The following is a 24870-nucleotide window of genomic DNA, read 5'->3' as shown; positions in this document are numbered from 1 at the left end:
GGCACTCCTAATAAAAGTCTCAAAATCATTTGGATTGGCCAGGTTAATTTCACTACCAGTACCAAAAAGGCCAACTTCTAGGAATTTGTATGGTTGTTGTTGGGCTAAAACTGCGACCGGAAAGGTTAAGAGGGTTGAAATAGTCGCAATGTTCAACTTAATCAATTTAGATTTCATTTTTATTTACCGAAAAAGGGGTTTTGTTTGTTTAGAACAACAGACCAGTTTTTCTTTGATAGCTCAGAGTTGTCTAATTTTGAAGTCAACCGCACAGACAGATTGCTTTTTTCTTGGTCAGATAATTGAGTTAAACTAACGGAGTTTTTATTCGAAGAAGTGATAATTTCACCACCAGATGACCATTCGTAGTTTACTAAGCCTTGTCGGATTAAATTTTTGGATACAAAATAAGGTTCTATTTGAAGTCCTGACATATCAGGGCTAATAGAGAAAGAAGAATTGAAAGCCTCTAAAATACGACCTAGAAGTGGTTTGACTGGATAGAGAACTAATTCTGGCTCATAAGCGGTGATAATTGCTCGGTTGTAAGCTTCTATTTTAAAATTAGGTGACTGAACCAAAACATCAATCTGGGCACTTGGTTGATTTAGGTCAAAACTAAATGAGTCCTTACCTCTACCCGACTGGTTTGGTATGGTTTTGTAGTCTTTGGTCCAAGTAAAAATTAACTCGTTAGCTGGAATATTAAAACCGGTTTCTTTTAAATTTGGTATAGCTGTTACCGTCACCCTACTGCCAAGACTGGGTAGGGCGGCTCCCTGATAGTCGTCTGGGATGTAGGTATCTGCTTCCCAAATAAGGTCTACATCAGCCGGGTTAAAAGTTAAATTTTTAACAATTTGTTTACCAGCTGAGTTTTCGACCAGGATAGTAACACTAGTCTGGCTACCATTTGGACCCATTGTAACTACGTGTTCTTTTTTGGCCGCCCCTTCTAATTGAAGTTTTTGGTTTACAAACCAAGATATTTTACTATTCTCTAAACTATAACCATAACTACTAAGTTTAATATTGACCACCTCTCCTGGTCTAGGGTGTTTGGGATTGATGGTAGAGATCAAAGTTCCACCTAGGGTTGACTCTGTAACAGCTTGGGTTAAGTGTGGCAAGACACAGAAAACAACTGCGGTTAGCAGGAATATTTTTTTTATTAGGTATAAGGCTTTTTCTAAGACTGTCACTTTGACTTATTTTATCATATTTGTGAATTTATCAGTCTAGAAAGGTGTGGACCACTAAGCGGCGATATTGAACTCATCTTGGTCTTCTTCACCATAAGGGGCAGGTGGGTCAATGTCTCTAATAAATCTTCTTTGGGGTATTTGATTTTCTAAGCGTTTGTCTGTAGTGGTTGTCGGTGAGGGTGTTGTCTCGGTTTTAGTTTCCAGACTTTGTTTATTTGAATTAGTGATTTGTTTGCCCCCTTCTATTTTTTTAGTATCTGACGGCAGTAGCTGACTTTTATTTGATTCAAAACCCTGAATCTTTTTATTTAGAGACTGTTTTTTTATATCGAGACCTTTATGGGCTAATTTCCCTAGGACTGGATTGTTTTGCATGAAAATTAAAATAAAAACACCGGTAGTTATCAGAGGTAACATACTAACAAAAGGAATTAATTCAGCTAAAAAACTAAGACTAACTGTAGCTAGTTTTTTAGTGTTAAGTAATCCAGCGCCCAAGAAATAAAACCAGACAGTGAAAATCATCCAGGCGATAACGCTGGAAATGATATTAACAAATGGTATTAAGCTAATTAAGTCAAAAAAGGATGCGACAAGAAGCATTGCCGAGCTTGTTACTATGCTTATTTTATTGGTTTGCTCCTTGTCCATAACGTGCTTGAGAGTCAGTTTCTGCTTCCTGGGCTAATTCTTGCTTGGCTCGTTTAATGGCTAGAAGTTGTGATGGGTCGGACGTTATAATTTGATCTTCAGTATAAGAAGCAATAATTTTAATTGCTACTCTTTTAAGACCGGCAAAGAAAATACCCTCCCCCACGTTTGATTCTAGGAGTAGGAATTTTTCCTCATCGGTTAGGTTAAAAGTTTTTTGTACTAAATCAATTGAGGCGGGAGATTGCTTGAGAAGGATTTGAATTGAAGAGTTGGTAATGATTGGTAAGCCGTAAGGTGAACGCATAAAGTCCCCTACGTCCTGAGTGATAGTGGCGGTGCCTAAGAAATATTTACGTCCTCGTTTAACTAGTGAAAACAAGAAAGAAGCGGTGTCTTCCGACTTCATCATCCACCAAGCCTCATCAACCACCAGGAGTCTCTTTTTAAGGTTTCGTCTAACAGCTGTCCAGATATGGTGGATAACAATATACATTGCCACGGGTTTCAACTCATCTTCCATGTCGCGGACGGAGAAAACGACGAATTTTTTATTAATATCGACATTAGTTGGTTTGTTAATAAAGCCAGCCCAAGAACCTTGAGTATATTTAAGGAGGCGTTGGGCTAGAGATTCTCCACCTTCCATGCCGGCTAAAACCAAGGCCAGGTCTGACAATAAAGGGGCTGGTTTGTTAGAGAAATCACTGTCGGGGGTAATATCTTTTAAGGCATAGGTTTCACTGATAGCGTTGTCGATAATGGAATCCTCTTCTGGAGTTAAGCCACCAAGCATAATACGAAAGAGACCAACTAAAGTAATAATGTTTGACCTTAGGATATCAGCGGCTGATTCGTCCTCCCTAGGTAGTGGCAAATCAAATGGGTTGATGTGGTGTTCAGACGTTAGAGAGATGTTAAAGTATCTACCACCCACTGCATCGGTTAAGAATTCATATTCTCGTTCTGGGTCGATAACAATCACATCAGTGTCAAACATCAAACTACGGAGGATCTCTAGTTTGGTGGTATAGGATTTACCAGAACCAGATTTAGCAAAAACCACAGAATTGTAGTTCTCTAAAGAGAAGCGATCAAACAAAACCAAAGAAGAATTGTGGCGGTTAATACCGTACAAGATTCCTTTGTTGGAAGTTAAGTCAAAAGAGACAAAAGGAAAAAGACTCGATAGTGGCGAGGAGTTTAATTTGGTATGAACTTCAATCAGATCGGTGCTAGTTGGGATAACACTGCGAAAGCCATCTTCTTGTTGAAAGAGGGCTGGTTTGAGGTAAATCAACTTGGCATCAAGCATTGATTTGAGTTCGGATTCTACTCGGTCAACTTCTTCGTCGTTACTACCATAGATAGTGATATATAAACCAACGTCAAAGATTTTTTCTTGAGCTTGTTGGAGTTGGTCTCTCAAACTTTCAATGTCTTGATAAGCGGTGTCTAAGACCGGGTCGCGAACAAAACCCTTGTCTTCTTTAATTCTAATCTGACTTTGGACCTCGGCCAGTTTCTTCTGTAGGGTCCGCAGAGCTTCAGCTGAATCAAGAGGATGGATAAAAATACTAACATCAAAAACCTTATCCAGGTCGATAATAGGTGAAAACCACTCTTCGTTGAGGAACCGAGGATAAGAAATAACAAATAAAGTTCTAGCTATCTTGTCTCCCAAGTTTAAGCTTTTAGGAGTGACCTTAAGGGCGGATGGGGCAATAATATCTCGTAACTGCAAGATCCCCGTCTCATAAACATCTTTAGGTAAGACGGGGGTTAAGGTTGTCTCTTCAGTTTTTTTAGAAAATGGCCACATAATTAATTTAAACTGTTGGGGCAGTTTTTTCGCCAGGATTAAATAATTTAAAATAAAGCTCAACTAATTCCTCGGTTCCTAATTGTTCTGTTCGAACTCCAATTCTATTTAAGCCCTGCTTAACAACGTCAACTCGTTGTTCTAACTGAGCGCGATTTTCTTGGAAATTGTCTGTTTCGGAGACCGTGTTATTCTTTTGGCCAAATAAAGAAGCAGGAACTATTTTATTGAAGAGAGAATCTTTGTTTTTATAGACAGCTGGTTCGTAAGGAATACTAATAAAGAAAGTTTTGGTCATCACATTGTTATTCTCGGTAAAACTCTTAATAAAGCCAATATACTCTCTAGTTTGAACTTTTAGTAACTCATTAGTCTGTTCTTTGAGTCTAACCTCTAAGGTACTAATATATGGAGAAATATCTAAACGTCGCGACTGGATGAAAATTTGAATATGAAAATCAAGGGAGTTAAGGAAATTTTGGTACTGAAGTAAAATAGCAGTTTTCTCATCCGCTGATTTAAGGGCGAAGTTAATAGATGAGGCAATTAAAACTAAACGTAGTCCCCCGTCACGCAAGATGACGACACCATCCCTGATTTCTTTGATAGGCACAAAATCTTGAGTTGATTTACCAGTAATAGGCATGACTTTATTGAATAGTTTCTTTAATATCTAAATTCCAAGATAGGTCAGATAGTTTGCTCTTAGATAGTCTAGGGGCCTCAAGTGATCCACCTTCATCTGATTTGCCGTTTTGGGGGCTGATTGAGAGGTTGTCGTTTGTTCGCTGTTGCCATAAATAAAGTTTATGACTAGTGAAGTAACGCAAGGCTGACTGGAGAGTGATAATGAAAGGCCTGTTGTTTACTTGATAAAAAGCTAAAGCTAAACCAAGAGTCATTAGACCCGCAATGGGTAGGAAAGCTAAGTATAGAGGTAAAAAAGCGTAACAAATAAAAGACAAACCAGCCGCTCCAGCCACATAAATAAACTGCTTGAAAGACAATGGTCCAATCACTTTATCTTCAATCTCGATAAATTGAGGAACTTGAAAATTCATAACTCACTCAGTATATCATATTGTTGTTTTACTATATCCCCTCGTGGTAAGGATCCGCCACCTTATTAGTGCTTGTAGTACTGGCGCTAAATAAACCTTTGAGTTTAGAATCAAAAATAGTATCAGAATCTGTTGGTCTAGTCTTTATTAAAGGTTCGTTGCCGGAGTTTTCTAGGTTGTGAATTTGTTTTAATGATTCCTTGATTGGGTTGAAGATCTTGTCGTTTATATCTTTGGTGATTTCTACAGCTGTTATTTGAGTTACCTGTAGGTTTTTTGTTATCTTACCAACAAACTCATTTGGTTTACTAAAACCAAGCATCACCAGTCCAACTTCCTCAGCTAGTTTACCTGTTTGGTCAACATGAAGTTTGAACTTCTTTTGGATATTAGCAATAACATCTGTTGTTTCAACTGCAAAAATGGCACCCCTGACGTCTTCGGGTAACCTTTCAAATTTTTCTCTAAAAATATCTAGGTCTTTAGTCATATTTTAATTTTGGTTTTGTGTGTTATTTTCCTCATCCTCATCAGCGTTAAAAGGATTTCCTAATCCTCTGGCTCTTGGTGGCACATAAGCGTTATCGGGAACCCTTCGAGCTCTCTCGGCACGCTCCTCATTAGATAATCTTTCTCTATGTAAACGTCTTTGGGTTTGAATTCCTATATTGTTTTGACACCATTGTATGGATTCGGGGTAACCATTATTATTTGTAACTATGTTTTCATAGATCTTGTCCCTGGTTTCTTGGCTAATAAATTTATCTTTCCAAATAGCAGTTAGGTGTTGTTTAGAGAAGAAGCGGTTGATATTAGGATTGATTAATAAATCTTCTTCTAATGTTATTACATCATTTGGATTGAGTTTTTTTACACTATCTTCTAAGTCGTCAAGTATCGGCATACCAGCTTCAGTGTCTATCCTTGTTCTGTTTCCATTGGCGATTTCTTTTAAGTGGTTTTTAACCTCAACTCGAGCGGTACCCTGAGTCATTTTTCTTGTTTCCTCTTGGTATTTCTCATATTTTTCACCAGTAAGTTTAGATGCTAGAGACTCTAAAGTTGTCTTGTCTTCTACTGATGAGTGAGAGACAATAGCCGCCCTTTCTTTGTCAGTTAATCCACCAAAGACAGTTTTTCTTTCATCGTCACTGCTAATTTGAGCCACCAGGCTAGCTAGTTTTTTATAACGTTCAGCTTCAGTTTTTTCCTCAGCGGCCTGTTTTCTAATGTCCTTAACTTTTTCTGTTTCAATTGCTTTATTTAAGTTTTCTTGCTTCTCACCTCTTAGTTGGCCTTTCATTGATTCAATTCTAATTCCAGATCTAGCCCAAGCTGTTCCAAACATCCTTTCTTCGGAAGAATATTTCTGAGGGTTCTTTTGGACCTCTAATTCAAGAGCAATTTTATCTTTATCACTGAGAGCGTTATAAGCATTAATTTGTTGGGTTTTTGTGTTAAATCTAGAAATAAATTTAACCTTTTGTTCAGTATTCATATTTTGCATTTGTTCTGAAAGAACTTTTTCACTGGCCGATGTTCTTGCTATATAACCTTGCTTACTACCAAAACCGTAATTAGACATTTTGTTTAAACCTGTAATTGCCAACCCACCTCCAGGTATTCTAGCCGCGGCACTATTAAATGTTTTACTTTTAGCTAAACTACTAGCCCCCCTACCTAAGGTGTTTGTTGCTATGGCTCCTCCCAAAAAGCCAGCCCCAGCTGAACCCCAAGATTTTATTTGACTGGAAGCCATGCCGGTAGCGGAGTTTCTGGCTATTTTTAAACAACCAAGCATCATGGCCATCAACATCGCGTAAATGATCACCTGACCAGCTGCGGAATCGACTGCTCTAACATCTAAACTGTTAACTCCCTCTGTAAGTTTGATGGTGAAGTAAAATAAACCCATAAAGACTGGGGCAAAGGTAATCTGGCCGATTAATTCTTTATACCAAACATCAGAAACTTTAGTTTTAACAAAAGGAATAGCGTAGCCAATAAAAGCCAGTGGCGACAGAATGATTAAAAAGATTAAAGTAGCTGTTCTAACAATAAAGAAACCGGCAGCCATAATTAAAACAAAAGCGGTTATACAGGAAAGAATAGCATTCGAAAAACCTTTAACTAAAATAGCAAAAATTTGACTTGATACGTCGTTGTTTCCTCCTGGTCGAGTGGGGTCGACTGTAATTAACTTACCTAAATCACTGTTCATAATAAAGTAACCACTAAGATCGGCCTGGCCATCGGTCCCAACAAATCTATTATAGAAGACCAGGGCGCTAACATTGGAAACATCAATAGCCACTCTAGTGATAACTCCACTAAAATTTACCAACAGGGAGACTATGATAATAGCCGTAAAAGCTTTAGCGGTATCGACTGATTGTAGTTGGAGGATTGTGGCTAGGGCGATGTATAACAAGAAAAAGATAATCATCATGTTGGCGATATCTCTGACTGTGGCCCAGAGAGTCGAAATGAAAAGACTATCAGTCATGTCTTTGAAGTCTAAAATAGAATAAGAAATAGCAGCATTAAAGACTTTGGCCGCTAAATAAACCACAAAAGAAAATAGCCAGGTCATAATTTGCATTAAAGCGCTGACCGCATCTCTGAAACATGATAACCAGGTCCCAGCTTTCCACATTACACATTCTGATAAGGGTAAGGCTGGGGTAGAGTTGCTGTTTGTATCAGCGATAGATTCAGCTCGGGTATTGTTGGCTGCTTCTTCGGCGGAAGCTCTAGCAGCTGCGTCCTCTTGTTGCTGGGTAATAGCCTCTTGGTCGTCAGGAGTGGTTGTCTGGGTGTTACATATATTTATACTATCAATATTTTTATTGATAGTAGCGACATCGTCTTTGGTGGTAAGAATGACTCTTTCTCCACGATCAATTAGATTTTTTACTTCATTTTGATTAGTAAGATCGTTACTCAATATGGTTACAGGGTTGGTGTTTTGAGGGTAATATGTTGAATTATAAACATATCCCAAATCATTGCTTTTTTCTGGGAAACCGTCACTTATATTTTTTATTTGGAGTAATATTTTTTGAGAGATATTTCTCCGCTGTTCTACCCAACCATTATACTCACTAGTATTATAAACCCAGCCAGTTGCGCCAGAACTCTCTCCTTGGACAATATTTTTATTTAATTCTTGGAGAATAACTAATTGTTGATCTAAAGAAGTCAGGTCTCGTGAAAGTTGGGTCAGCTTGGCGGCTTTTTCAGCCAGATTATTTTTAACTGAAGCTAGTGAATTAACATCGGTGGCGCCATTTGTGGTGGCCACACTACATTCCGCAGTGTTAGCTAATTGTCCGGTGGGGGTGGTTTCAGCTGGATCATTTAGTTGAGCTTGGACTGTTACCGGCAAAAAGCCAATAAGAATTGGTGCAATTATTCCAACTATTAGAGTCACGGAAATTATCCGGTGCATATTATAGCCCTATTGTAACACTTTTTTTGATGTTGTTGCCTTGTTTATCAACACAAGAAATACTATAAGTAGTTTTTGGTTTGACTGTAATCATTTTTCTAGCCACTTCTGGTTCAGAGAAAGAGTATTTCAAAAATTCTGCTTTCTGTAATGGGTTTTCATCGGAACTTTGGACGTTGCTGATAGCTTGTCTCAAGTTAGACAAAATTGTTGCTGGGCTAGTATCTGTACCAATAGGCACCGATAATGATAAGTTGTCGATAAATGGCCAGATCACCAGGTTTTAGATCGGTTGGTAAGGTGATATTTTTCTGTTGGTATAAACCTGGATCACGGTTAACGGTAACAACAACGATTGATTGCTCGGGTGGAGTGCTTGAGGCCCTTGTCCGAGAAAAACGTAAGTCAAAAGTAAGCGGTGCTCCAAAAGTGAAACTACCAGAAGTGTCGAGGGCATCTCCTTGGCTTTTGATTACGCTGACAAAGTTTGGACTAAGGCCAGGGCCAATCCAGTCATTGTCGACAGAGCAGGCCAATACGTTGCTTCCTTGCCAAGAAAGTTTAATAGAAGAAGGTGATCCGGCTGAGTTAATCAAACTATAATTTAGTGTTAAGGAGCCTTGATTTCCTTGTTGGGTTCGAAGGGTATTAAGGAAAGCTAAGATGGTCTGTAAGATATTGGAAGAATTTTTGGTACCTGGTCCATTTCCTCCCCCACCAGAAGTCTGGGGGGTGAAGTTTCTAAGCTCTTCCACACTTGGTTGGTTACCCTCGGTGATAGCTCCTAGTTTAGGGTCTAGATACTGGTCGACTCTAGTAGCTAGAGCTTTCGTGACGCTGTCTTTAATTTCAATAGCTGGGGTAGTCGTTTTCCAGCGTTTACAAGCTTGACCATTGGCGGTGAATTCTTCACAAACTCTAACTGGGAGAAAACCGTTACTAGCCTGAATTTCCTCTTTAGCCTGCTCAACTGCTTTTGTTTCAACTGTGTTTTTGACTGTCTGACCTAAACTGAGTGAATTTTGTGGGGAGTTTGGATGAAAAGGGTCAGTTACAGCAAAATAAGTCTTCCACCATTCATCAGTGTTTGTTATTCGGCCAGTGGCAAATTTATCATACTGTTGTTTATCAATGTATGCACCAGAAGCTGGGGTATTAGGTTGATCTGTTTTGCGGAGAGTGGTTTCCGTCTGGTCTTTGAAAGCGTCTGGGGAATTTTTAAGGCCGTCATAAAAAACTTCGCCAGCTTCTTTTTTAACGTTAGTTAAATGTTGGTCGGTGTTTTCAACATATAAAGGACTATCAGGTCCTTGGCCGGTGCTGTCATAACCTTTTTTAACCCAATCTAGTAGACCTTGACGGTATTTTTCTAATTCGGTAGCTGCCTTACGGGCTAGATCAGGCTCCTCTACTTTTTGTTTTTGTTCTTCGGCGTTTTGTTTGCGGTCAATTGCTCGTAACTTAGTACAAGCTTCTACATCTAATTGTTCCTGACTACGAGTTGTCTGGTTGATTTGAGAGGTATTTTCTTGAGTCCCACCAGTGGCCGCTGCGGTTTTTTTGGAAGCAGTCAGTTCCGGGCCCATTTGCTCTCGATTTGGAACAAAAGGAATAATAACGGCAGTAGCTGTATCCACTACCCCTTGAACAATACTAGCGATTGGTTTTGGAATACCAGCCAAATCGAGGACGGCACCTAAAGCGGCTTGAGCTAAACCAGAACTAAAATTAGCAAAACCGTCACTAAAAGCTGATCCAATATTAAAACCTTCACCATTAAAGACTCCGTCAAAAAGATTGGTGACACTACTACTTAAACTGTCAGTTAAAAAAGAGACATCCACTACTCCTGCGAAAGGGGTATCTCCTAAGGCTTTATCTAGTAACCCATTAGCTAGGTTTCCAGTCATATCGCCAAGGCCGTTTGATAATCCAGATTGAAATGATTCTGAAATTCCTGCGAAATCCCCGTTTGAATTTTGTAAGAAACCACCAACAGACTGACTTAAATTTCCAGCCACATCACCAACTGCTCGCTGAATTAGGGGGTTACCATTTGATCCACCACCTCCACCAGAAGAAACAGAACTAGTAAACTGAATCATTACCTGCTCGACTGTTTTTTGGATATTGACCTGACCGCTTCCACTAACTAAACCGGCTGTGTTTACGCTGTTGGCAATAGTATTAAAAGGAATGGCGGTATGAAGTTTTTCTAGATTACCATTTAAAACCCTTTGAGTTTCCGGGTTACTTAAAATTTTACGTTTAGCGCTAGCGAAACCACTATCGGTAATTAGAGATTCGATTGGTAACTCAGCGATTCTCTTCTCTACCTCACTATCAATCGGTGATCCATTGGTCCCAAACAGGGTGCTGAGTCCATCAAATACTTCTTGACCAACCTTTTGATTTAAGGGGCCTTGGGTTCTTTGGGTTGTACTAGTGCTAACCACATTACCTTCCTCATCATAAACAGTATTGATGGCAGTTGCTGTGGTGGTGTTCTCTAGCTGGGTAATAATAGAGGAAACAAAAAATTCAATAATTGTGTTAGCAAACTTTTGTAAGTCCCCAGCATCAGCTCCGTTTAGATTGAGAGAGTCGTTTTGAGTTTGTCGGGCGTGGTCAGACAATAAAGAGAATAGGGGCCCACCAATCTGAGCTCTTAATTCGTCAGCCCCGTTTTCGTTGAAATTATTAGCTACTCCTGCTTCTACCCAACCAGAAGCTAGTTCGGGTGTTTTTGTTTTTAAAGTATTGCGGATAGCGCCAGCTAGTCCTTGATCCATAGCTGCTTGAGTAGCCTCTGGTAGAGCACTTTTTGTAGAAACAGATAAAACTTCGCCAACAATTTCTTTTAGTCGGGCTTCGGTCATTGGTAGTTGACCACCGTTGGTTTCTTGATTAATGGCCCGTTCAAAATTTTGAGAAAAAGCTTTGTTGGTTCCAGCGATAATGGTAGAACCTAAAGACTCTTGCATGGCCACACCTAAGTTGGCTGGATCGTTGATAGCGGTGTTTATAGTGTTATTAAAAATACCTCTGAATTCTGGTGGGAGTTGAGAACCTAAAAGACCAGTCGCTGCTTTGGTGAAAATGTTTTTAAAAGCCTTACCAAGAGTTCCACCTTGGTCCTTACCTCCGTTGAGCATGGACTCACATTTTTTCTTGTCTTCTTCCTGAAGTTTTTGAGCATTTTCAGCTTCTTTTTTAGCTGCTTCCGCATCCTTTTTTTCTCGATCAGCTTGGGCTCTAGCAATATCAGGATTTGATTCAGCGGTGTTCCCTTCATTGGCACTTGGATCTACCCAATACTCCCCGGTACAATTTGGGTTACCTTGACAGTCGGAGTTGTCTTGAGCGACAGCTGTCGGAATAATCGAAACTGAATAGGAGTTAATAATTAAAAAGGGTTGTAACACCAAAAAAGTGATAGTGACTAAACTGATCGATTTTTTTAAAAAACTGGTCATTGAGTATTTGGAATATATAATTGGATCTGGTTCTGTTTGGAGATTTTTATTTTATGTTCCGAAAAAAAAGCATTCATGAACATCAAGTCGTTAACCAGCTCTTCAAAAACCTGTTTATGGTCTTGGCTGGCTTCTAGGGCCCAGACTGGGTTTTTACTAATTTGATTCATATTGTTTAGGATAAAACTGTAGCGCTGAAGGCTGTTAACTAGGCGTAAGTGAGCCACTTCGGCATTGGCTGGAACAGATAATTGGCTTAAGTTGGTGGTGGCCGAATTGAAATTTTGAGCTAGTTCATCCAATTGTTTGGTTGATTCTGGGGTTCCTTTTTCGTAGGCTTCCAATAATAATTCAGATGGCAGGGTGGCCGAAATAACTAAAGGTCTCATTAAATTAGTTACAGCCAAACCATAAGATTGGACATCTTTAGTTGATGTACTTTTTTGGATGTTGAGTTGACTGGCTAGAATAAACTTGGGCCAAGTAGCAGTATCAAAGTGCTCAAACTCTTCTCCGTTGATGGTTTGAATCAGGGCCACCATTTTAGCCCGTTCCTCTTTGGCTAAAATAGCTGCTTGTTCGGCGGCGGCTTGTTGTTGTTTTTGTTGTATAGTCTTATCTCCTAGTTTCCAAACTACCAACAAAACACCACTTAATATCATTAAGCCTATTAATATAAAAAGTACCTTACGAATAGTCATACGTCTGTTAGTAATTATAGTATATCAGTTACTGTTTGTTGATAGAAGTTCTTAAATAACGGGGATAACGATAACTTTTTTAGTTGTGCTATAATTTTTTAATGAAAACCCATTGGCTTTTAGTTTTAATTATTATAGCCACCTTTTTTATTTCTAGCCCAGTTTTAGCTAGTCTAGATAAAAACTTAAAGTTAGGTGACAGTGGATCAGATGTTAAAAAACTTCAAGAATTGTTAAACAAAGACCCGAATACCCAGGTGTCTTTGTCTGGGCCGGGGTCTCCTGGACAGGAGACTGAGTTTTTTGGAGCTAAAACGGTCTCTGCCCTATCAAAATTTCAAGAAAAATTTGGGGATGTTATTTTAGAACCGTTGGGTTTAGAAAAAGGAACCGGAATTTTGGGTCAACTCACTAGGGCGGTATTAAATGAGCTTTATGGTAATGAAACAGGTGGACATGTTTTTAATGCTATTACCAACTTTAATCCTGGTAATTTGATCGGTGTTACTATTCCAGCTGAACCACCACCACTTCAAGAGTTGACGGGAGTTACCTATGGCGGAGGTAAGCCGTTTAACATTAACGGGTCTAATGGTGACAATTTACCGTCGGTCTCAGTTTCTAGTAAGGTTAAAATTAGCAAAATCTCACCCGAAAATGGGGGTGTTAACACCAGTGTCACTATCACTGGTGCTGGCTTTTCAACTTCTACTACTGGTAATACTGTCTCGGTTGGTGGTAACAGAAAAACCAGGGTCAGATCTTCCGATGGGAAAACTTTAAAAGTGGTAGTTGAAAATCCTCTAGGTAAAAGTCCTTTAAATGTCACTGACACTCTGAAGGATCCTGATGGGAATACTGTTTCTGTTTCTGGTGGGGTGGTAAATATTTACTCACCTGTTCACGGTGGGGCTAGTCTGGTACCGTCAGATATGTCTGTCTCTGTTGGTGGTTATAATTTAGATTTACCAGTTGGTATTTATGTTGAAGATGATAGTGGTAAGATTAGTAATACAAAAACTTTTAAATTATCCCTCTAATGAATAGAGTAAAAACTTTTACTAAATGGTTCCTTGTCAGTTGGCTGGTTTTGATTTTAGCTGCTCCTTTTCCCGCTTTAGCTGGCCCAGGTTTACCTTTTGGGGGTCAAATTATTGCCACCATCCCCTGTGTATGTAGTTTAAATCTCCTAATTATTAATCGACCAATCGGTAATACCTCATACCCGTTTTTAATCTTTGGCATTGGTAGTATTCTTTACCCTTTCTTTGATTTGTGGAAACCTGGCACTTTTATTATGGGTACTTATGTGGCAGCTGATGTGTGTGTGATCTTTGTGGGTGGAGACCACCCTTGTAAGCCGATCATGATTGCTCCTCGTATTTTTATGGTAGGAACTTCTTTGTAGGCAAAATATTTAACGAGTAAAGATATCGCCGATATCTAGGTTGTTTTGAGTAGTAAAACCAGCCGGCACTTCTAAAACATATTTAACTGGCTCGCTAGCCACATAGGTGGTGGGAAAAGATTTTGGAGAAACGTTTTTAGTAATATCGATTATTTTCCAAGACTCGTCGATCCAAATTATATCTAAAGAAAATCTCATCTCTTTCATCCAAAAGCCATAAAAACCAGGTTTGTCAAAGATAAATAACATTCCAGTATTTTTAGTTAAACTTTTTCGGTTGGATAGACCTTGATTACGAGTTGTCTCGGTGTCGGCTATCTCTGCTTTTATTTTGGTTTGACCAATAGTTAGTACCTCAGTCTTTAGTGGGGATTGCCCGGAAGTGTGTTTGATTGGTAATACGGGGAGAAGGTTAGGTTGACTCAAACAAAAAACAACCACTCCTGTAAATAATAGACCAAATAATACTAAGATTAACTTTTTTTTAGTGGTCATTATGTTTTAGGTTTTTAGTGAGACAAAGCCAGTCGCTAACGGTTAACGTTTCTGCCCGGGCTTTAATATTTAAATTACATTTAGTCATAATTTCTTCTGAACAGTTTATATTATTTTTGACTAATTTTCTTTTTTGGGCGAAACCCTGTTTAACAATAGCAAAAAAGTCCACTTCTGTTTGTGTGTTAGGGAAAGCTTGGTGATTGATATTGGTTATAGCTAAAATAGCGGAATCCACGTTTGGTTTTGGGATAAAAGCGCCGGCCGGCACGGTCGCAATGATTTTAGGTGTACCGTAAACTTTGACACTGATGGATAAAATACTTTCTTTGCCATCACGAGCCACAATTCTTTCGGCTACTTCCTTTTGGACCATTAAGACCATTAGACTTGGTTGATTTGTTGTTTCAAAAAATAAACGTAATAACTCCCCGGTAATATAGTATGGGATATTAGCGATTACCTTATAACTGCTCGCTATTAGGTTTTCAGAATGCGCATATTTTCCTGCTGGAAAATTGCTATGCTCGGCTCGGTCAGCCTGTGCAATATTCTTCAAACTTAATAGCTCACTTGCCTGCAATATATCCCCTTCTAGTAATTGTAGCTGCCCGTTTTTTAATTCTGGTTCAAAAGTATTTTCTAAGTCGCTGATCAATTGATGGTCTTTTTCAATAGCCACTACTTTGGCGCCAGTGGCGAGTAAAGCTTTCGTCAAAGCGCCTCGGCCAGGACCAATTTCTAAAATAGTGTCGGTGGGTTTAATCTCCCCGGCCGTCACTATTTTATTTATAGCACTTGGTGAGTTGAGCCAATTTTGCCCAAGTGATTTTTTTGCAGTAATTTTCATTGGCTGGTTTAAAAGTCTAAGTATTCAATAGTGTCACTACTATCTACCACCTCAGCTTCTACTAGTTCATCTGGTAGGTCAAGTATAAATTCTGATGGCATATTAACCTGACGGGAACCAAAAATATTTCTGGTCTGGGCATAACTCAAATACAATTTGTGTTCCGCTCGAGTGAGGGCCACGTAGCATAAGCGCCTCTCCTCTTCATCATCTCGGCCCTCATCACTACCAAAACCTTGGTGCGGAAACAAACCTTGTTCGAGACCAGTGATAAAGACTGTGTGAAACTCCAACCCTTTGGAAGCGTGAATAGTCATCAGGCGAACACCAGTTTTAGCTGTGCCGAGTGTATCTTGATCTGACACTAAAGCTGCTTCCGAAATTAGTGACAATAAACCTTCTTCACCAGACACGGGATTAAATTTTTCGGCTAGACTAACTAATTCTTTTATATTTTCTAATCTTTCCAAATCTTCTTCGGTGCTGTTTCGTAAGGCTTTTTCTAAACCACTTTGTTCCAAAACATATTTCAAAGTCTCTTGAGTGGAGTGAGAGGTAATAAATTGGCGAATATTATCGATAATGATAGTGAACTCGTGATAGGCTAAACGAGCCTTGGCTGGTAAGGTGTCAGCCTGACCGGTGGCGATTTTGGCCAGGGTCACTTTGCCGATCCCGCGAGTGGGCACATTGATAATGCGTTTCAGATTTTCTAAATCGTCAGGATTGAGGGCGAATTTAACATAACCTAAAATATCTTTAATTTCTTGGCGTTCAAAAAAGCGTACCCCTAGCACTTGGTAAGGTACATTTCTTTTAAGGAGAGCTTCTTCAATACTACGTGATTGAAAGTTGGCTCGATACAAGACGGCTATTTGATCCGGTCTGACACCACTTTGAGTTAAAGTTTTACAAGTCTCAGCAATAAAATTAGCCTCCCCTTTTTCGTCGAGGGCAGCAGTTAGAGTAATTTTCTCACCCTCGTGATTATCAGTAAATAAATTCTTTTCCCGGCGAGCCGTATTTTTTTTGATAATAGCATTAGCTCCAGCCAGAATAGTTTTCGTTGAACGGTAGTTTTGTTCTAACAAAATGGTGGTTGCTTCTGGGTAGTCTTCTTCAAACCGCATCAAGTTTTCATAATTGGCCCCTCGCCAACTATAAATTGATTGATCAACATCACCGACGACACAAATATTTCGACGTTTACTAGCCAACATTTGGACTAAAGCGTATTGAATACCGTTAGTGTCTTGGTATTCATCAATGTGCAAGTATTGCCACTGCTCTTGATAATAGGCTAAAACATCTGGATAACGTTTTAGGAGGGTGACGGTTTTTAATAATAAATCGTCAAAATCTAACCCTTTTTGTTTAGCAATTTGGAGATCGTAGTTTTGCCAAATAGAAGCGATAATCTGGCCGAACGGGTGTTTGTTTGCTTCTTGCTGGTAGTCACCATAGGTGAAACCTTTACCTTTGAAGTGAGAAATCTTACTCAGGACTTTCCTAGGTTCAAATTGTTTTGGGTCAATACTGAGGCCTTTCATGGCTTCTTTGATGTGACGGATAGAGTCATCGCGGTCGAGAATCGAAAAGTATTTTGACACTCCAATGCGATCACCATGATTTCTCATAATATGAACCCCTAGGCCATGAAACGTGCTGACAAAAGGTTTGGCTGGATTCTGGAAGGGGTTGGGATTTTTGGTGTCGTTGTTGGCTTTAAGTAGTTTGGTGACCCGTTCAGACATTTCTTGAGCGGCTTTATTGGTGAAGGTAACAGCTAAAATGGATTCTGGAGCGACACCAGCATTAATCAAGTTCAAAATACGGTGAGTAATAGTCTTGGTCTTACCAGCTCCGGCTCCAGCGATGATTAACAAAGGGCCAGTCTGGTGGTCAGCTGCCTCTTGCTGTTTCGAGTTTAAGTCAGATTTAATCATGAAAGTGTGATTACTATATCACACTGTTATCTGGTCTGAGGATAACTAGCCCCTGGAGAAGAATGACTTAACTGAAGACCAAGTATTAGTAAGTGATTGGCGCCAAGTTTGAGATTTGGCTGGACTCACAGCTGGCGCAGTTTGGTTTGATTGGGTGGCGGAGAGTTTGTTTAAAGAGATGATTTTAAATCTCAATTGAGCTGGGAGGAGGTCGAGTCGGCCATATTCAATGGCTTCAATCGCCTGAGAACCGGTCATGATCTGACCATTAGTGGCTGGGATAGCCACCTCATCTTCTAGAAATAATTTTAATTCATTAAGGTTGGTGGCCTTTAGGTATTGGCTGGCGTTTAAATTATTAAAATAGTCTGGGGTTTTTCTAAAATCTTCAGCTAGTCTATAAATAGATTCTCGTAAACGGTGGCGTAAGGTAATCTTGGTCCAGTCAGCGTAAGGGTTGTAAAGTCGGTCATAGATTAAAGTAATGATTTGTTCAGCTGGTATGGTTTGGATATTTTCACCATTGCCGTGTTGTATTTCACCGAGTTCGGCTAGTTGTTCTATGATTTCAGGAATTGATTTGGCTTGACTGAAATCTACATAGTCGCCTGATTTGGTGAGAAAGTTTTCTTCCGATAAAACAGGAGCTTGCTCTTTTATTATTTGTCGGTTTTCTTGTTGTCTAGTCGCCTCTTTTGTTTTTAGGGCGTCCCATAATTCGTTAATACGGTTTTCATTTTGACTGTCGTATTTTTTTTGATCAACAGGATTCAATTGGTGACCATTTTCTTCATTAATGTTTGAGCTGTCTATTTTTTCCATAGATTTATATTTACAAAGTCTGGGGTTTAGTCTCTTTTATTGTATAATGTCATTATGCCTGAAAATATAACTTGGAACAACTCTCATAATTTAGAAGCTGAAATAGCAGAGTTGTCTCGTCAAATTAGTGTTAAACGAAAACAACTAGAATCGGAAAGAGGGGTGGTTTCTGATCACGAAGTTATCAGTGAGACGATAACAGAAAATTTTGTCTCTAGTGAACAGACTACCTCAACCGAGCAGGTGGGGGTAGATTTGGCCCCGGCGGGAGTTACGCCGGTGGTCGCCAAGTCGGTAGTTGGCGACCAGAGTTATTTAGATACTCTAGATGATCAATCGGTGGCTGTTATAAATAATTTAATTGCCCTGGTTCCGGTTAAGGGAATAAAGCAGGTTATTAATCAAGCCCTCACCCACTCACCTTTTATTTTGGATGCTTTCCACGATGCTTTAGTTGACAAACTTTATGACGAGTTAAAGTCTAGAGGCTTAATTTCTTAGAGATTATGTTAATTTCTCCTACTTTAGTCATTGGTTCACTCTTGGTCCTAACAACTATAGTGGTGGGGATTTTTTTATTGAGACGGAAGCCATCTTTCGATGCCCTTAACTTAAAGGTGATGAGTGTTCGGCTGCCTCAGTCCAGACTTGAAGAACAGAAAGATTTTACTGACGAGATTAATAAAACAGAACAATTTATTAGTGCTTTGGCGGCTATTAACAAGCCTTGTGTCCTGGAAACATCCGTTCACAATAGTTTGGGCGATATTCATTTTTACATTGCTGTACCTAGAGAAGTCAGTGATTTTGTCAAACAACAAATTAGGGGTTTTTTCCCTGATGCTCAAGTGGCTGATGCTCACGATTACACTATCTTTAATCCAGATGGTGGTAGCGTTGGTGCTTATCTAACTTTAAACAAAACGCCGCTTTTGCCGATCAGAACTTACCGAGAAAGTGGGATTGATACTTTTGCTGGGATTGTCACTACGTTGTCTAAGTTGGCTGAAACTGGTGACGGAGCTTCATTACAAGTAGTTTTGCGGCCAGCTTATGGCGATGAAAATAAAAAAATAAATAACGCGATTGAATCTCTAAAACAAGGAAAAAAATTTGCAGATATTATAAAAAAACCATTATTTGATTTAAAACCGCCAAAAGAGTTGGAGTTTGTTGGTAAAATGATGGCCCCTGGGACTGTTACTACTGAAGCTAGTCCGGCTAATTCGGGAGTAGTTGATGAAGAGATGGTAAAAACTTTGAGCCAAAAAATATCTAAACCTCTTTTTGCGGTTAATGTTAGATTGGTTACCTCATCGGGAACCCAGGCTCGAGCGGAGGATATTTTATTGTCATTAGCTGGTTCATTTAGTCAATACACAGCGCCGTTGCGTAATGGTTTTAAAGTAGTTAAACCAAGGACCTTGAAAAGATTAATGTTTGATTATATTTTTCGAGAATTCGTTAGTCATAATGCGATGGTTTTAAATACTGAAGAAGTGGCTAGTATTTTCCATTTACCAACAGCGACGATTAACATTCCTCGCATTAATTGGCTTAAAGCTCGAGAAGCTGAGCCACCGAATAATCTGCCAGATGAAGGGGTAATTGTTGGTACTAGTACTTTTAGAGGAGAGGAAAAATTGGTCCGAATGACAGACAAGGATCGTCGTCGCCACTTCTATACTGTCGGCCAAACAGGAACCGGTAAATCTTTTATGATGCTTAATATGGCAGTCCAAGATATGGAAGCTGGTAAAGGTTTATGTGTGATTGATCCCCATGGCGACTTGATTGACGATATTTTGGCTCGAGTGCCAATTGAAAGGATTGATGATGTGATAGTTTTTGATCCAGGTGACTTATCTCGTCCCCTTGGCTTAAACATGTTGGAGTACGATTTTAGTCGACCGGAAGAAAAGACTTTTATTGTTAACGAAATACAATCAATCTTCAATCGCCTATTTGATAAGGAGACTATGGGGCCGATGTTTGAACAATATATGCGTAACTCGCTATTGTTGTTGATGGAGGATGCTAAAAATGAACCAGCTACCTTAATGGAAGTGCCGCGGATTTTTACTGATCCAGAATTTCGTAATAAAAAACTAGCACGGATTACTAATCCAACGGTGATTGATTTTTGGACTAAAGAAGCTAGTAAAACAACCGGTGAACAGGGATTGGCTAATATGACCCCTTATATTACTTCCAAATTTGGCAACTTCATCGCTAACGACTATATGAGGCCGATTATTGGACAACCTCAATCTGCTTTTAATTTTCGCCAAGTTATGGACGAAGGAAAAATCTTGCTAGTTAATTTAGCTAAAGGCCGAATCGGTGATATTAACGCTGGTCTTTTAGGGATGGTGATTACCGGTCGGATATTGTTAGCAGCTTTATCAAGGACCGATGTTGAGGAATCAGCTCGACGAGACTTTTATCTCTATATTGATGAGTTTCAAAATTTTACGACAGACTCGATTTCAGTCATTTTGTCCGAGGCTCGTAAATATCGCCTTAACTTAGTAATTGCCCATCAGTTTATTGCTCAATTAACAGATGAGATTAGGGAGTCAGTTTTTGGTAACGTTGGGTCAATGACTGCCTTTCGGGTGGGTGCAGCTGACGCGGAAAGCTTAGTTAAACATTTTGGGCCAACCTTTAATGAACGAGATTTAATTACGATTGAAAATCAAAATGCCTTTGCTAAATTACTCTTAAATGGAGAACCGGCCAAACCTTTTAACTTTAAGACCAATCGAGCAGTATCAGGATCAAGTGAGGTTAAAGATAAACTAAAAGAACTATCCCGTTTAACCTACGGGCGTGACCTGATTGACATTGAAAGAGAGATCTTAGACCGCCTCAGGGGTTAGTTTTGACAGTTTTTCCTATCCACTGTCTTATACTTGGAGTTATTGCTCTTAAGACCTCATTTAGTATAATTATTTAGTTAATCAGATTGGCTTTGATTTTTAATAGGGCTTTGTTGAGCCATATTTTGTCGGGATGCTGATTAGAAGCTTATTTTAGGGACTTATTTTACCTCGATTCTTAAAACGTTCTGTTCTTGGTTTATCCAGAAAGGGCTTGATATTTAAACTCAAGGCATCGATTTTTAGTCGGACGGTCTTTTTTTTGGGTGTGATTATTTGTTTGAGTGTGGCGACCAGTGTTCAGGCTGGAGTGCTTTCTGTTTTGTCTTCTATAGTGAATAAAAATCAAACTCTTGACAGTGTTTCACTTTTAAACTCGCAGACGATTCCTTTATTAGAGAATAGTAATATGTCCATAGGGGCTGACAAGAAAGGTTTAGTTGATGCAGAAATAGTGATTGTTAATGATAGTGCTTTAGTGGCCGAGACTGGTCCACTAGGTACAGCAGTGGACATCCAAGACTTACCTAGTAAGGCTGATCATATTAGTGTTTATGTGGTTCATACTGGAGATTCTTTGCCAGCTATTGCGAATATGTTTGGGGTATCTGTTAACACTATAATCTGGGCCAATGACTTAAAGAAGAATCAGCCAATAAAGGAAGGTCAGGTTTTGATTATTTTGCCTATTTCAGGAGTAAAGCACTTGGTGGTTAAAGGAGATACGGTTGCTTCGATTGCTAAAAAGTATAAAGGTGATGCTAGGGAAATTGCTCAATTTAATAACTTAGAAGTAGATACAAAACTGACTGTGGGTATGGAAATAATCGTACCGAATGGAGAAGTGGCCCCTCCTGTGGCGGTTGTTAAACAACCAGTCAGAGGTGAAGTTAGAATTCCTAGTCCTAATAAATTGGTTTATTCTGGTTATTACTTAAGGCCGACTCGTGGTGGCTTAAAAACACAAGGTATCCACGGACAAAACGGTGTGGACTTGGCTAATAAGTTAGGTTCAGAAATTTATGCTTCGGCTTCAGGAACGGTTATTGTGGCTAAAACCGGTGGTTGGAATGGTGGCTATGGTAATTATATTGTCATTAAACATAAAAATAATACTCAAACTTTGTACGCCCATTTACTCAATGTTAATGTCGGCGTCGGGCAGACGGTTTCTCAAGGTGAGGTTATTGGCCAAATGGGTTCCTCTGGTCGTTCTACTGGTACTCATCTCCACTTTGAAATTCGTGGGGCACCAAATCCATTTTAATTAAGAATAAAAAAACCCACCCTGTCACTCTATTGAGTGACAGGGTGGGTTTTTTGGTTACTCCATTTTTGTGTTAATATAACCTCCATATGCAACCAAATATTCATACTTCAGACCCAACTAAAGACGAAGTTAATGTGCCAGAATCTGAATTACCGATTAAGCCAATGACAATGGAAATGTTGGGCGAAGCAATTCAGGAGCGATTACTAGAGATTAATAAAGAGTTTACGGACGGCCTTGATTTTATTAGAAAATATCATAAATCAGTTACTTTCTTTGGCTCCGCTCGCTTTAAAGAAAATCATTCTTATTATGAACAAGCGAGAATTTTAGCTCGTCGTCTAGCTGATAATGGTTATGCGGTATTAACTGGTGGTGGTCCAGGTATTATGGAAGGTGGTAACCGAGGTGCCTACGAAGCCGGAGGGTCCTCGTTGGGTTTAACAATTGAATTACCTCAAGAACAAGCTACAAATCCTTATGTTACAGGACATGTTGGTTTCCATTATTTTTTTACTCGCAAGGTGTGCTTATCTTTTTCAGCCGAGGCCTTTGTTTATTTTCCTGGCGGCTTCGGGACGCTAGATGAATTTTTTGAAATAATCACCTTAATTCAAACTAAAAAAATTCCTCGCGTGCCGGTTATCTTGGTGGGTAAAGAATATTGGGCTCCATTGCACGAGTTTATTCAAAAAACTATTTATGAAAAATTTCAGGCTATTGATGAAATAGATATGGACCTCTACACTATTTTAGATGACCCTGAAACGATTGTTGAATTAATCAAGATTGCTCCGGTTCGGTTTGACGCTTAAATTTATTTTTAACAAACAAAAAAGCGCAGGTTTGCGCTTTTTTTTGTATTTTTTAGTTTAAACTTTTAGGTCGGTATTGGAGAGCTTCGAGAAGATGGCTTTCTTCAATATTTTCAGCACTGGCCAGATCAGCTATAGTTCGGGCTAGTTTAATAACTCGATGATAAGCTCTGGCCGAGAGGTCCAAGCGAGCTGCTGAATTATTTAAGAGTTTTGTTTCGTTTTCACCAAGGGGAGCAAATTTTTTTAAATCCTTAACATTCATCTCGCTGTTGCTCTTTAGATTGGTCCCAGCAAATCTTTTTATTTGTTTTTGACGAGCACTTAAAACTCGAGTTTTTATTTTATGAGAAGTCTCTTCGCTGGCGTTGTCAGATAGTTTTATATAATCAACTGGTGGTACTTGAAGCCAGATATCAATTCGATCCATAATCGGACCCGATAATTTTCGATCATAACGCATGATATCTAGCTGGGAACAGACACACTCTTTATTTTTTGTCCCTCTATTACCACAAGGACAAGGATTCATAGCTGCGATCAAAATAACTTGAGCTGGGAATCGGGTTGTGTGTTTGGCTCGAGCGACTGTGATCACCCGATCTTCTAAAGGTTGTCGTAGGGCTTCAATGACTCTCTTTTCAAACTCTGGAAATTCATCGAGAAATAAAACTCCTCGATGAGCTAAAGTGATCTCACCTGGTTTAGGCCAAGTCCCACCGCCAACTAGTGAAACATAGCTAGCGGTATGATGAGGGGCCCGAAATGGTGGGGCGGTAATAAGTTCTTCTTCTAGTACTCCAGCGGCTGAATGGATGCCGGTCACTTCCAAAATTTCTTCAAATGATAAGGGTGGTAGGATACCAGCAAAAGCTTTAGCTAACATGGTCTTACCTGTACCTGGTGGACCAAACATGGAAACATTGTGTCCGCCTGCGGCAGCAATTTCTAATCCCCTTTTGGTGGTACTTTGACTTTTAATATCAGCAAAATCTATTAATGTAAAAATTTCTGTTGGCTCAACAACGGTAACAGGTTCAGCTGTTAGATTTATTTTTTCAACCCGGGAAGATGTTTCCCTGATGGGTGGACCAGATAAGTGTGAAACTAAAGTTTTCAAGTGATCAACCCCATAAACAGAAATACCCCTTATTAGGGCAGCCTCTTTACTATTAGCTTTTGGAACAAATATTTCTGTGAAACCTGCTTCTTTTGCCTTCTTTACTAAAAGTAAGATACCTTTACCTGGACGCAAGTCACCAGACAGGCCTAGTTCGCCAATAAATATTTTACCAGTTGGGTCAAATTTTATATCACCATTAGCTAGTAAAAAACCAAGAGCGATTGGTAGGTCAAAATGGGTACCTTCTTTTTTAATGTCAGCTGGGGCTAAAGAAATAATTACTTTTTTATTACCACGTGCAGGGGCTTTGAAGCCACTATTTTTAATGGCCGCATTTATACGATCCTTGGCCTCTTCAACTGCTTTGTCTGGCAAGCCGACGACAGCAAAAGAATGAAGACCTTTACCAATATCTACTTCAACATCAATAATGTCTGGTCTTAAACCAACTATTTGGACGGAGTGAATTTTGGCAAACATAATTTAAAATTAAATTATGATAGATCGGCTTCTTCGTTGAGGTGAATTTTACAAGTACGGGCAGCGGGGTTTGCTTCTAAACGATCTGTTTCAATCGGCTCCCCTCCGATTTCACACAAACCATAAGTACCAGCTTCTATTTTTTCTAAAGCTAAAGTTACATCACGTAATTGTTTTTCAAGATTTACCTCAGTCGCTTCTTGTTCTTCGAAGTCCTCCAATCTGTCCGCTACATCGTCACGCATATCTACTTCACTGCGGTCACTTGGTGCGGCGTGCCAGTCGCCAGTCTGGTCTGAGTCTGGTAAGCCTACTTCATTTAAACCAGCTTCTAATTGTTCTTTTTCAGTTAATAAAAGATTTTTAAAATGAGATATATTTTGTTCCATAAAAATAGTCTAACACAGCTATT

The 24870-nt window shown here is 39.3% G+C and carries 22 protein-coding genes; 6 read left to right on the top strand and 16 right to left on the bottom strand.

Annotation, left to right across the window (positions count from 1 at the left end; translation table 11 throughout):
* Nucleotides 1-179 precede the first annotated feature (179 nt).
* The 10 genes from K8Q91_03590 to K8Q91_03545 all read right to left on the bottom strand — a co-directional run bounded on the left by K8Q91_03590 (nucleotide 180) and on the right by K8Q91_03545 (nucleotide 12367).
* On the bottom strand, nucleotides 180-1130 hold the full coding sequence (locus tag K8Q91_03590; GenBank protein ID MCE9629049.1) for a hypothetical protein: 951 nt from the start codon (nucleotides 1128-1130) through the stop codon (nucleotides 180-182).
* A gap of 126 nt (nucleotides 1131-1256) precedes the next feature.
* Nucleotides 1257-1856: a hypothetical protein gene (locus K8Q91_03585; protein ID MCE9629048.1), complete on the bottom strand. Its 600-nt coding sequence runs from the start codon at nucleotides 1854-1856 to the stop codon at nucleotides 1257-1259.
* Nucleotides 1834-3678 (bottom strand): DUF87 domain-containing protein, encoded by a 1845-nt coding sequence (locus tag K8Q91_03580; GenBank protein ID MCE9629047.1) that lies wholly within the window; start codon nucleotides 3676-3678, stop codon nucleotides 1834-1836. Before K8Q91_03580 ends, K8Q91_03585 begins: the two co-directional genes overlap by 23 nt.
* Before the next feature lie 7 nt (nucleotides 3679-3685).
* Nucleotides 3686-4324, bottom strand: a complete 639-nt coding sequence (locus K8Q91_03575; GenBank protein MCE9629046.1) for a hypothetical protein — start codon at nucleotides 4322-4324, stop codon at nucleotides 3686-3688.
* Nucleotides 4325-4328: 4 nt separating this feature from the next.
* Nucleotides 4329-4739, bottom strand: a complete 411-nt coding sequence (locus K8Q91_03570; GenBank protein ID MCE9629045.1) for a PrgI family protein — start codon at nucleotides 4737-4739, stop codon at nucleotides 4329-4331.
* Nucleotides 4740-4770: 31 nt separating this feature from the next.
* Entirely contained in the window at nucleotides 4771-5229 is a 459-nt protein-coding gene (locus K8Q91_03565; protein ID MCE9629044.1) for a hypothetical protein, read from the bottom strand.
* A gap of 3 nt (nucleotides 5230-5232) precedes the next feature.
* Nucleotides 5233-8190, bottom strand: a complete 2958-nt coding sequence (locus tag K8Q91_03560; protein ID MCE9629043.1) for a hypothetical protein — start codon at nucleotides 8188-8190, stop codon at nucleotides 5233-5235.
* Nucleotide 8191: 1 nt separating this feature from the next.
* A complete protein-coding gene (locus K8Q91_03555; protein ID MCE9629042.1) occupies nucleotides 8192-8395 on the bottom strand; it encodes a hypothetical protein in 204 nt (67 codons plus the stop codon).
* A gap of 13 nt (nucleotides 8396-8408) precedes the next feature.
* Nucleotides 8409-11666 carry a hypothetical protein gene (locus K8Q91_03550; GenBank protein ID MCE9629041.1) on the bottom strand — a complete coding sequence of 1086 codons (3258 nt, stop codon included), beginning with the start codon at nucleotides 11664-11666 and terminating at the stop codon, nucleotides 8409-8411.
* Nucleotides 11663-12367, bottom strand: a complete 705-nt coding sequence (locus K8Q91_03545) for a hypothetical protein (GenBank protein ID MCE9629040.1) — start codon at nucleotides 12365-12367, stop codon at nucleotides 11663-11665. Before K8Q91_03545 ends, K8Q91_03550 begins: the two co-directional genes overlap by 4 nt.
* 101 nt (nucleotides 12368-12468) lie before the next feature.
* Between K8Q91_03545 and K8Q91_03540 the strand changes: the two genes are divergently transcribed.
* Complete coding sequence (locus K8Q91_03540) at nucleotides 12469-13407, top strand: IPT/TIG domain-containing protein (protein MCE9629039.1); 939 nt, start codon at nucleotides 12469-12471, stop codon at nucleotides 13405-13407.
* Nucleotides 13407-13775, top strand: coding sequence for a hypothetical protein (locus K8Q91_03535; protein MCE9629038.1), 369 nt, complete (start codon nucleotides 13407-13409; stop codon nucleotides 13773-13775). The genes K8Q91_03540 and K8Q91_03535 overlap by 1 nt, the downstream gene beginning before the upstream one ends.
* A gap of 9 nt (nucleotides 13776-13784) precedes the next feature.
* Here K8Q91_03535 and K8Q91_03530 read toward each other — a convergent pair whose 3' ends face one another.
* Genes K8Q91_03530 through K8Q91_03515 form a run of 4 tightly spaced genes read right to left on the bottom strand, consistent with a single transcriptional unit; the run spans nucleotide 13785 to nucleotide 17888 of the window.
* Nucleotides 13785-14270 (bottom strand): DUF192 domain-containing protein, encoded by a 486-nt coding sequence (locus K8Q91_03530; protein ID MCE9629037.1) that lies wholly within the window; start codon nucleotides 14268-14270, stop codon nucleotides 13785-13787.
* Nucleotides 14260-15120, bottom strand: a complete 861-nt coding sequence (rsmA, locus tag K8Q91_03525) for a 16S rRNA (adenine(1518)-N(6)/adenine(1519)-N(6))-dimethyltransferase RsmA (protein ID MCE9629036.1) — start codon at nucleotides 15118-15120, stop codon at nucleotides 14260-14262. Before rsmA ends, K8Q91_03530 begins: the two co-directional genes overlap by 11 nt.
* An 8-nt stretch (nucleotides 15121-15128) precedes the next feature.
* The gene (locus tag K8Q91_03520; protein MCE9629035.1) at nucleotides 15129-17066 is read right to left on the bottom strand and encodes a UvrD-helicase domain-containing protein; all 1938 of its coding nucleotides are present in this window, start codon (nucleotides 17064-17066) and stop codon (nucleotides 15129-15131) included.
* Nucleotides 17067-17111: 45 nt separating this feature from the next.
* Nucleotides 17112-17888 (bottom strand): hypothetical protein, encoded by a 777-nt coding sequence (locus tag K8Q91_03515; GenBank protein MCE9629034.1) that lies wholly within the window; start codon nucleotides 17886-17888, stop codon nucleotides 17112-17114.
* A 54-nt stretch (nucleotides 17889-17942) separates the two neighbouring features.
* Between K8Q91_03515 and K8Q91_03510 the strand changes: the two genes are divergently transcribed.
* The 4 genes from K8Q91_03510 (at nucleotide 17943) to K8Q91_03495 (ending at nucleotide 22855) form a co-directional block, all read left to right on the top strand.
* Nucleotides 17943-18389 carry a hypothetical protein gene (locus tag K8Q91_03510; GenBank protein ID MCE9629033.1) on the top strand — a complete coding sequence of 149 codons (447 nt, stop codon included), beginning with the start codon at nucleotides 17943-17945 and terminating at the stop codon, nucleotides 18387-18389.
* 5 nt (nucleotides 18390-18394) lie between these two features.
* A complete protein-coding gene (locus tag K8Q91_03505) occupies nucleotides 18395-20770 on the top strand; it encodes a type IV secretion system DNA-binding domain-containing protein (GenBank protein MCE9629032.1) in 2376 nt (791 codons plus the stop codon).
* A gap of 409 nt (nucleotides 20771-21179) precedes the next feature.
* Complete coding sequence (locus tag K8Q91_03500) at nucleotides 21180-22037, top strand: peptidoglycan DD-metalloendopeptidase family protein (protein ID MCE9629031.1); 858 nt, start codon at nucleotides 21180-21182, stop codon at nucleotides 22035-22037.
* 167 nt (nucleotides 22038-22204) lie between these two features.
* Nucleotides 22205-22855: a TIGR00730 family Rossman fold protein gene (locus K8Q91_03495; protein ID MCE9629030.1), complete on the top strand. Its 651-nt coding sequence runs from the start codon at nucleotides 22205-22207 to the stop codon at nucleotides 22853-22855.
* Nucleotides 22856-22907: 52 nt separating this feature from the next.
* Here the strand turns inward: K8Q91_03495 and K8Q91_03490 are convergent, their stop codons facing one another.
* Nucleotides 22908-24458 carry a YifB family Mg chelatase-like AAA ATPase gene (locus K8Q91_03490; GenBank protein ID MCE9629029.1) on the bottom strand — a complete coding sequence of 517 codons (1551 nt, stop codon included), beginning with the start codon at nucleotides 24456-24458 and terminating at the stop codon, nucleotides 22908-22910.
* A gap of 14 nt (nucleotides 24459-24472) precedes the next feature.
* Complete coding sequence (locus tag K8Q91_03485) at nucleotides 24473-24847, bottom strand: hypothetical protein (protein ID MCE9629028.1); 375 nt, start codon at nucleotides 24845-24847, stop codon at nucleotides 24473-24475.
* Between the last annotated feature and the right edge of the window lie 23 nt (nucleotides 24848-24870).

Source organism: Candidatus Vogelbacteria bacterium (assembly GCA_021414225.1).
GTDB lineage: Bacteria > Patescibacteriota > Minisyncoccia > Phycocordibacterales > XYD1-FULL-46-19 > JAIOOX01.
This window is presented reverse-complemented; position numbering and strand designations above follow the sequence as displayed.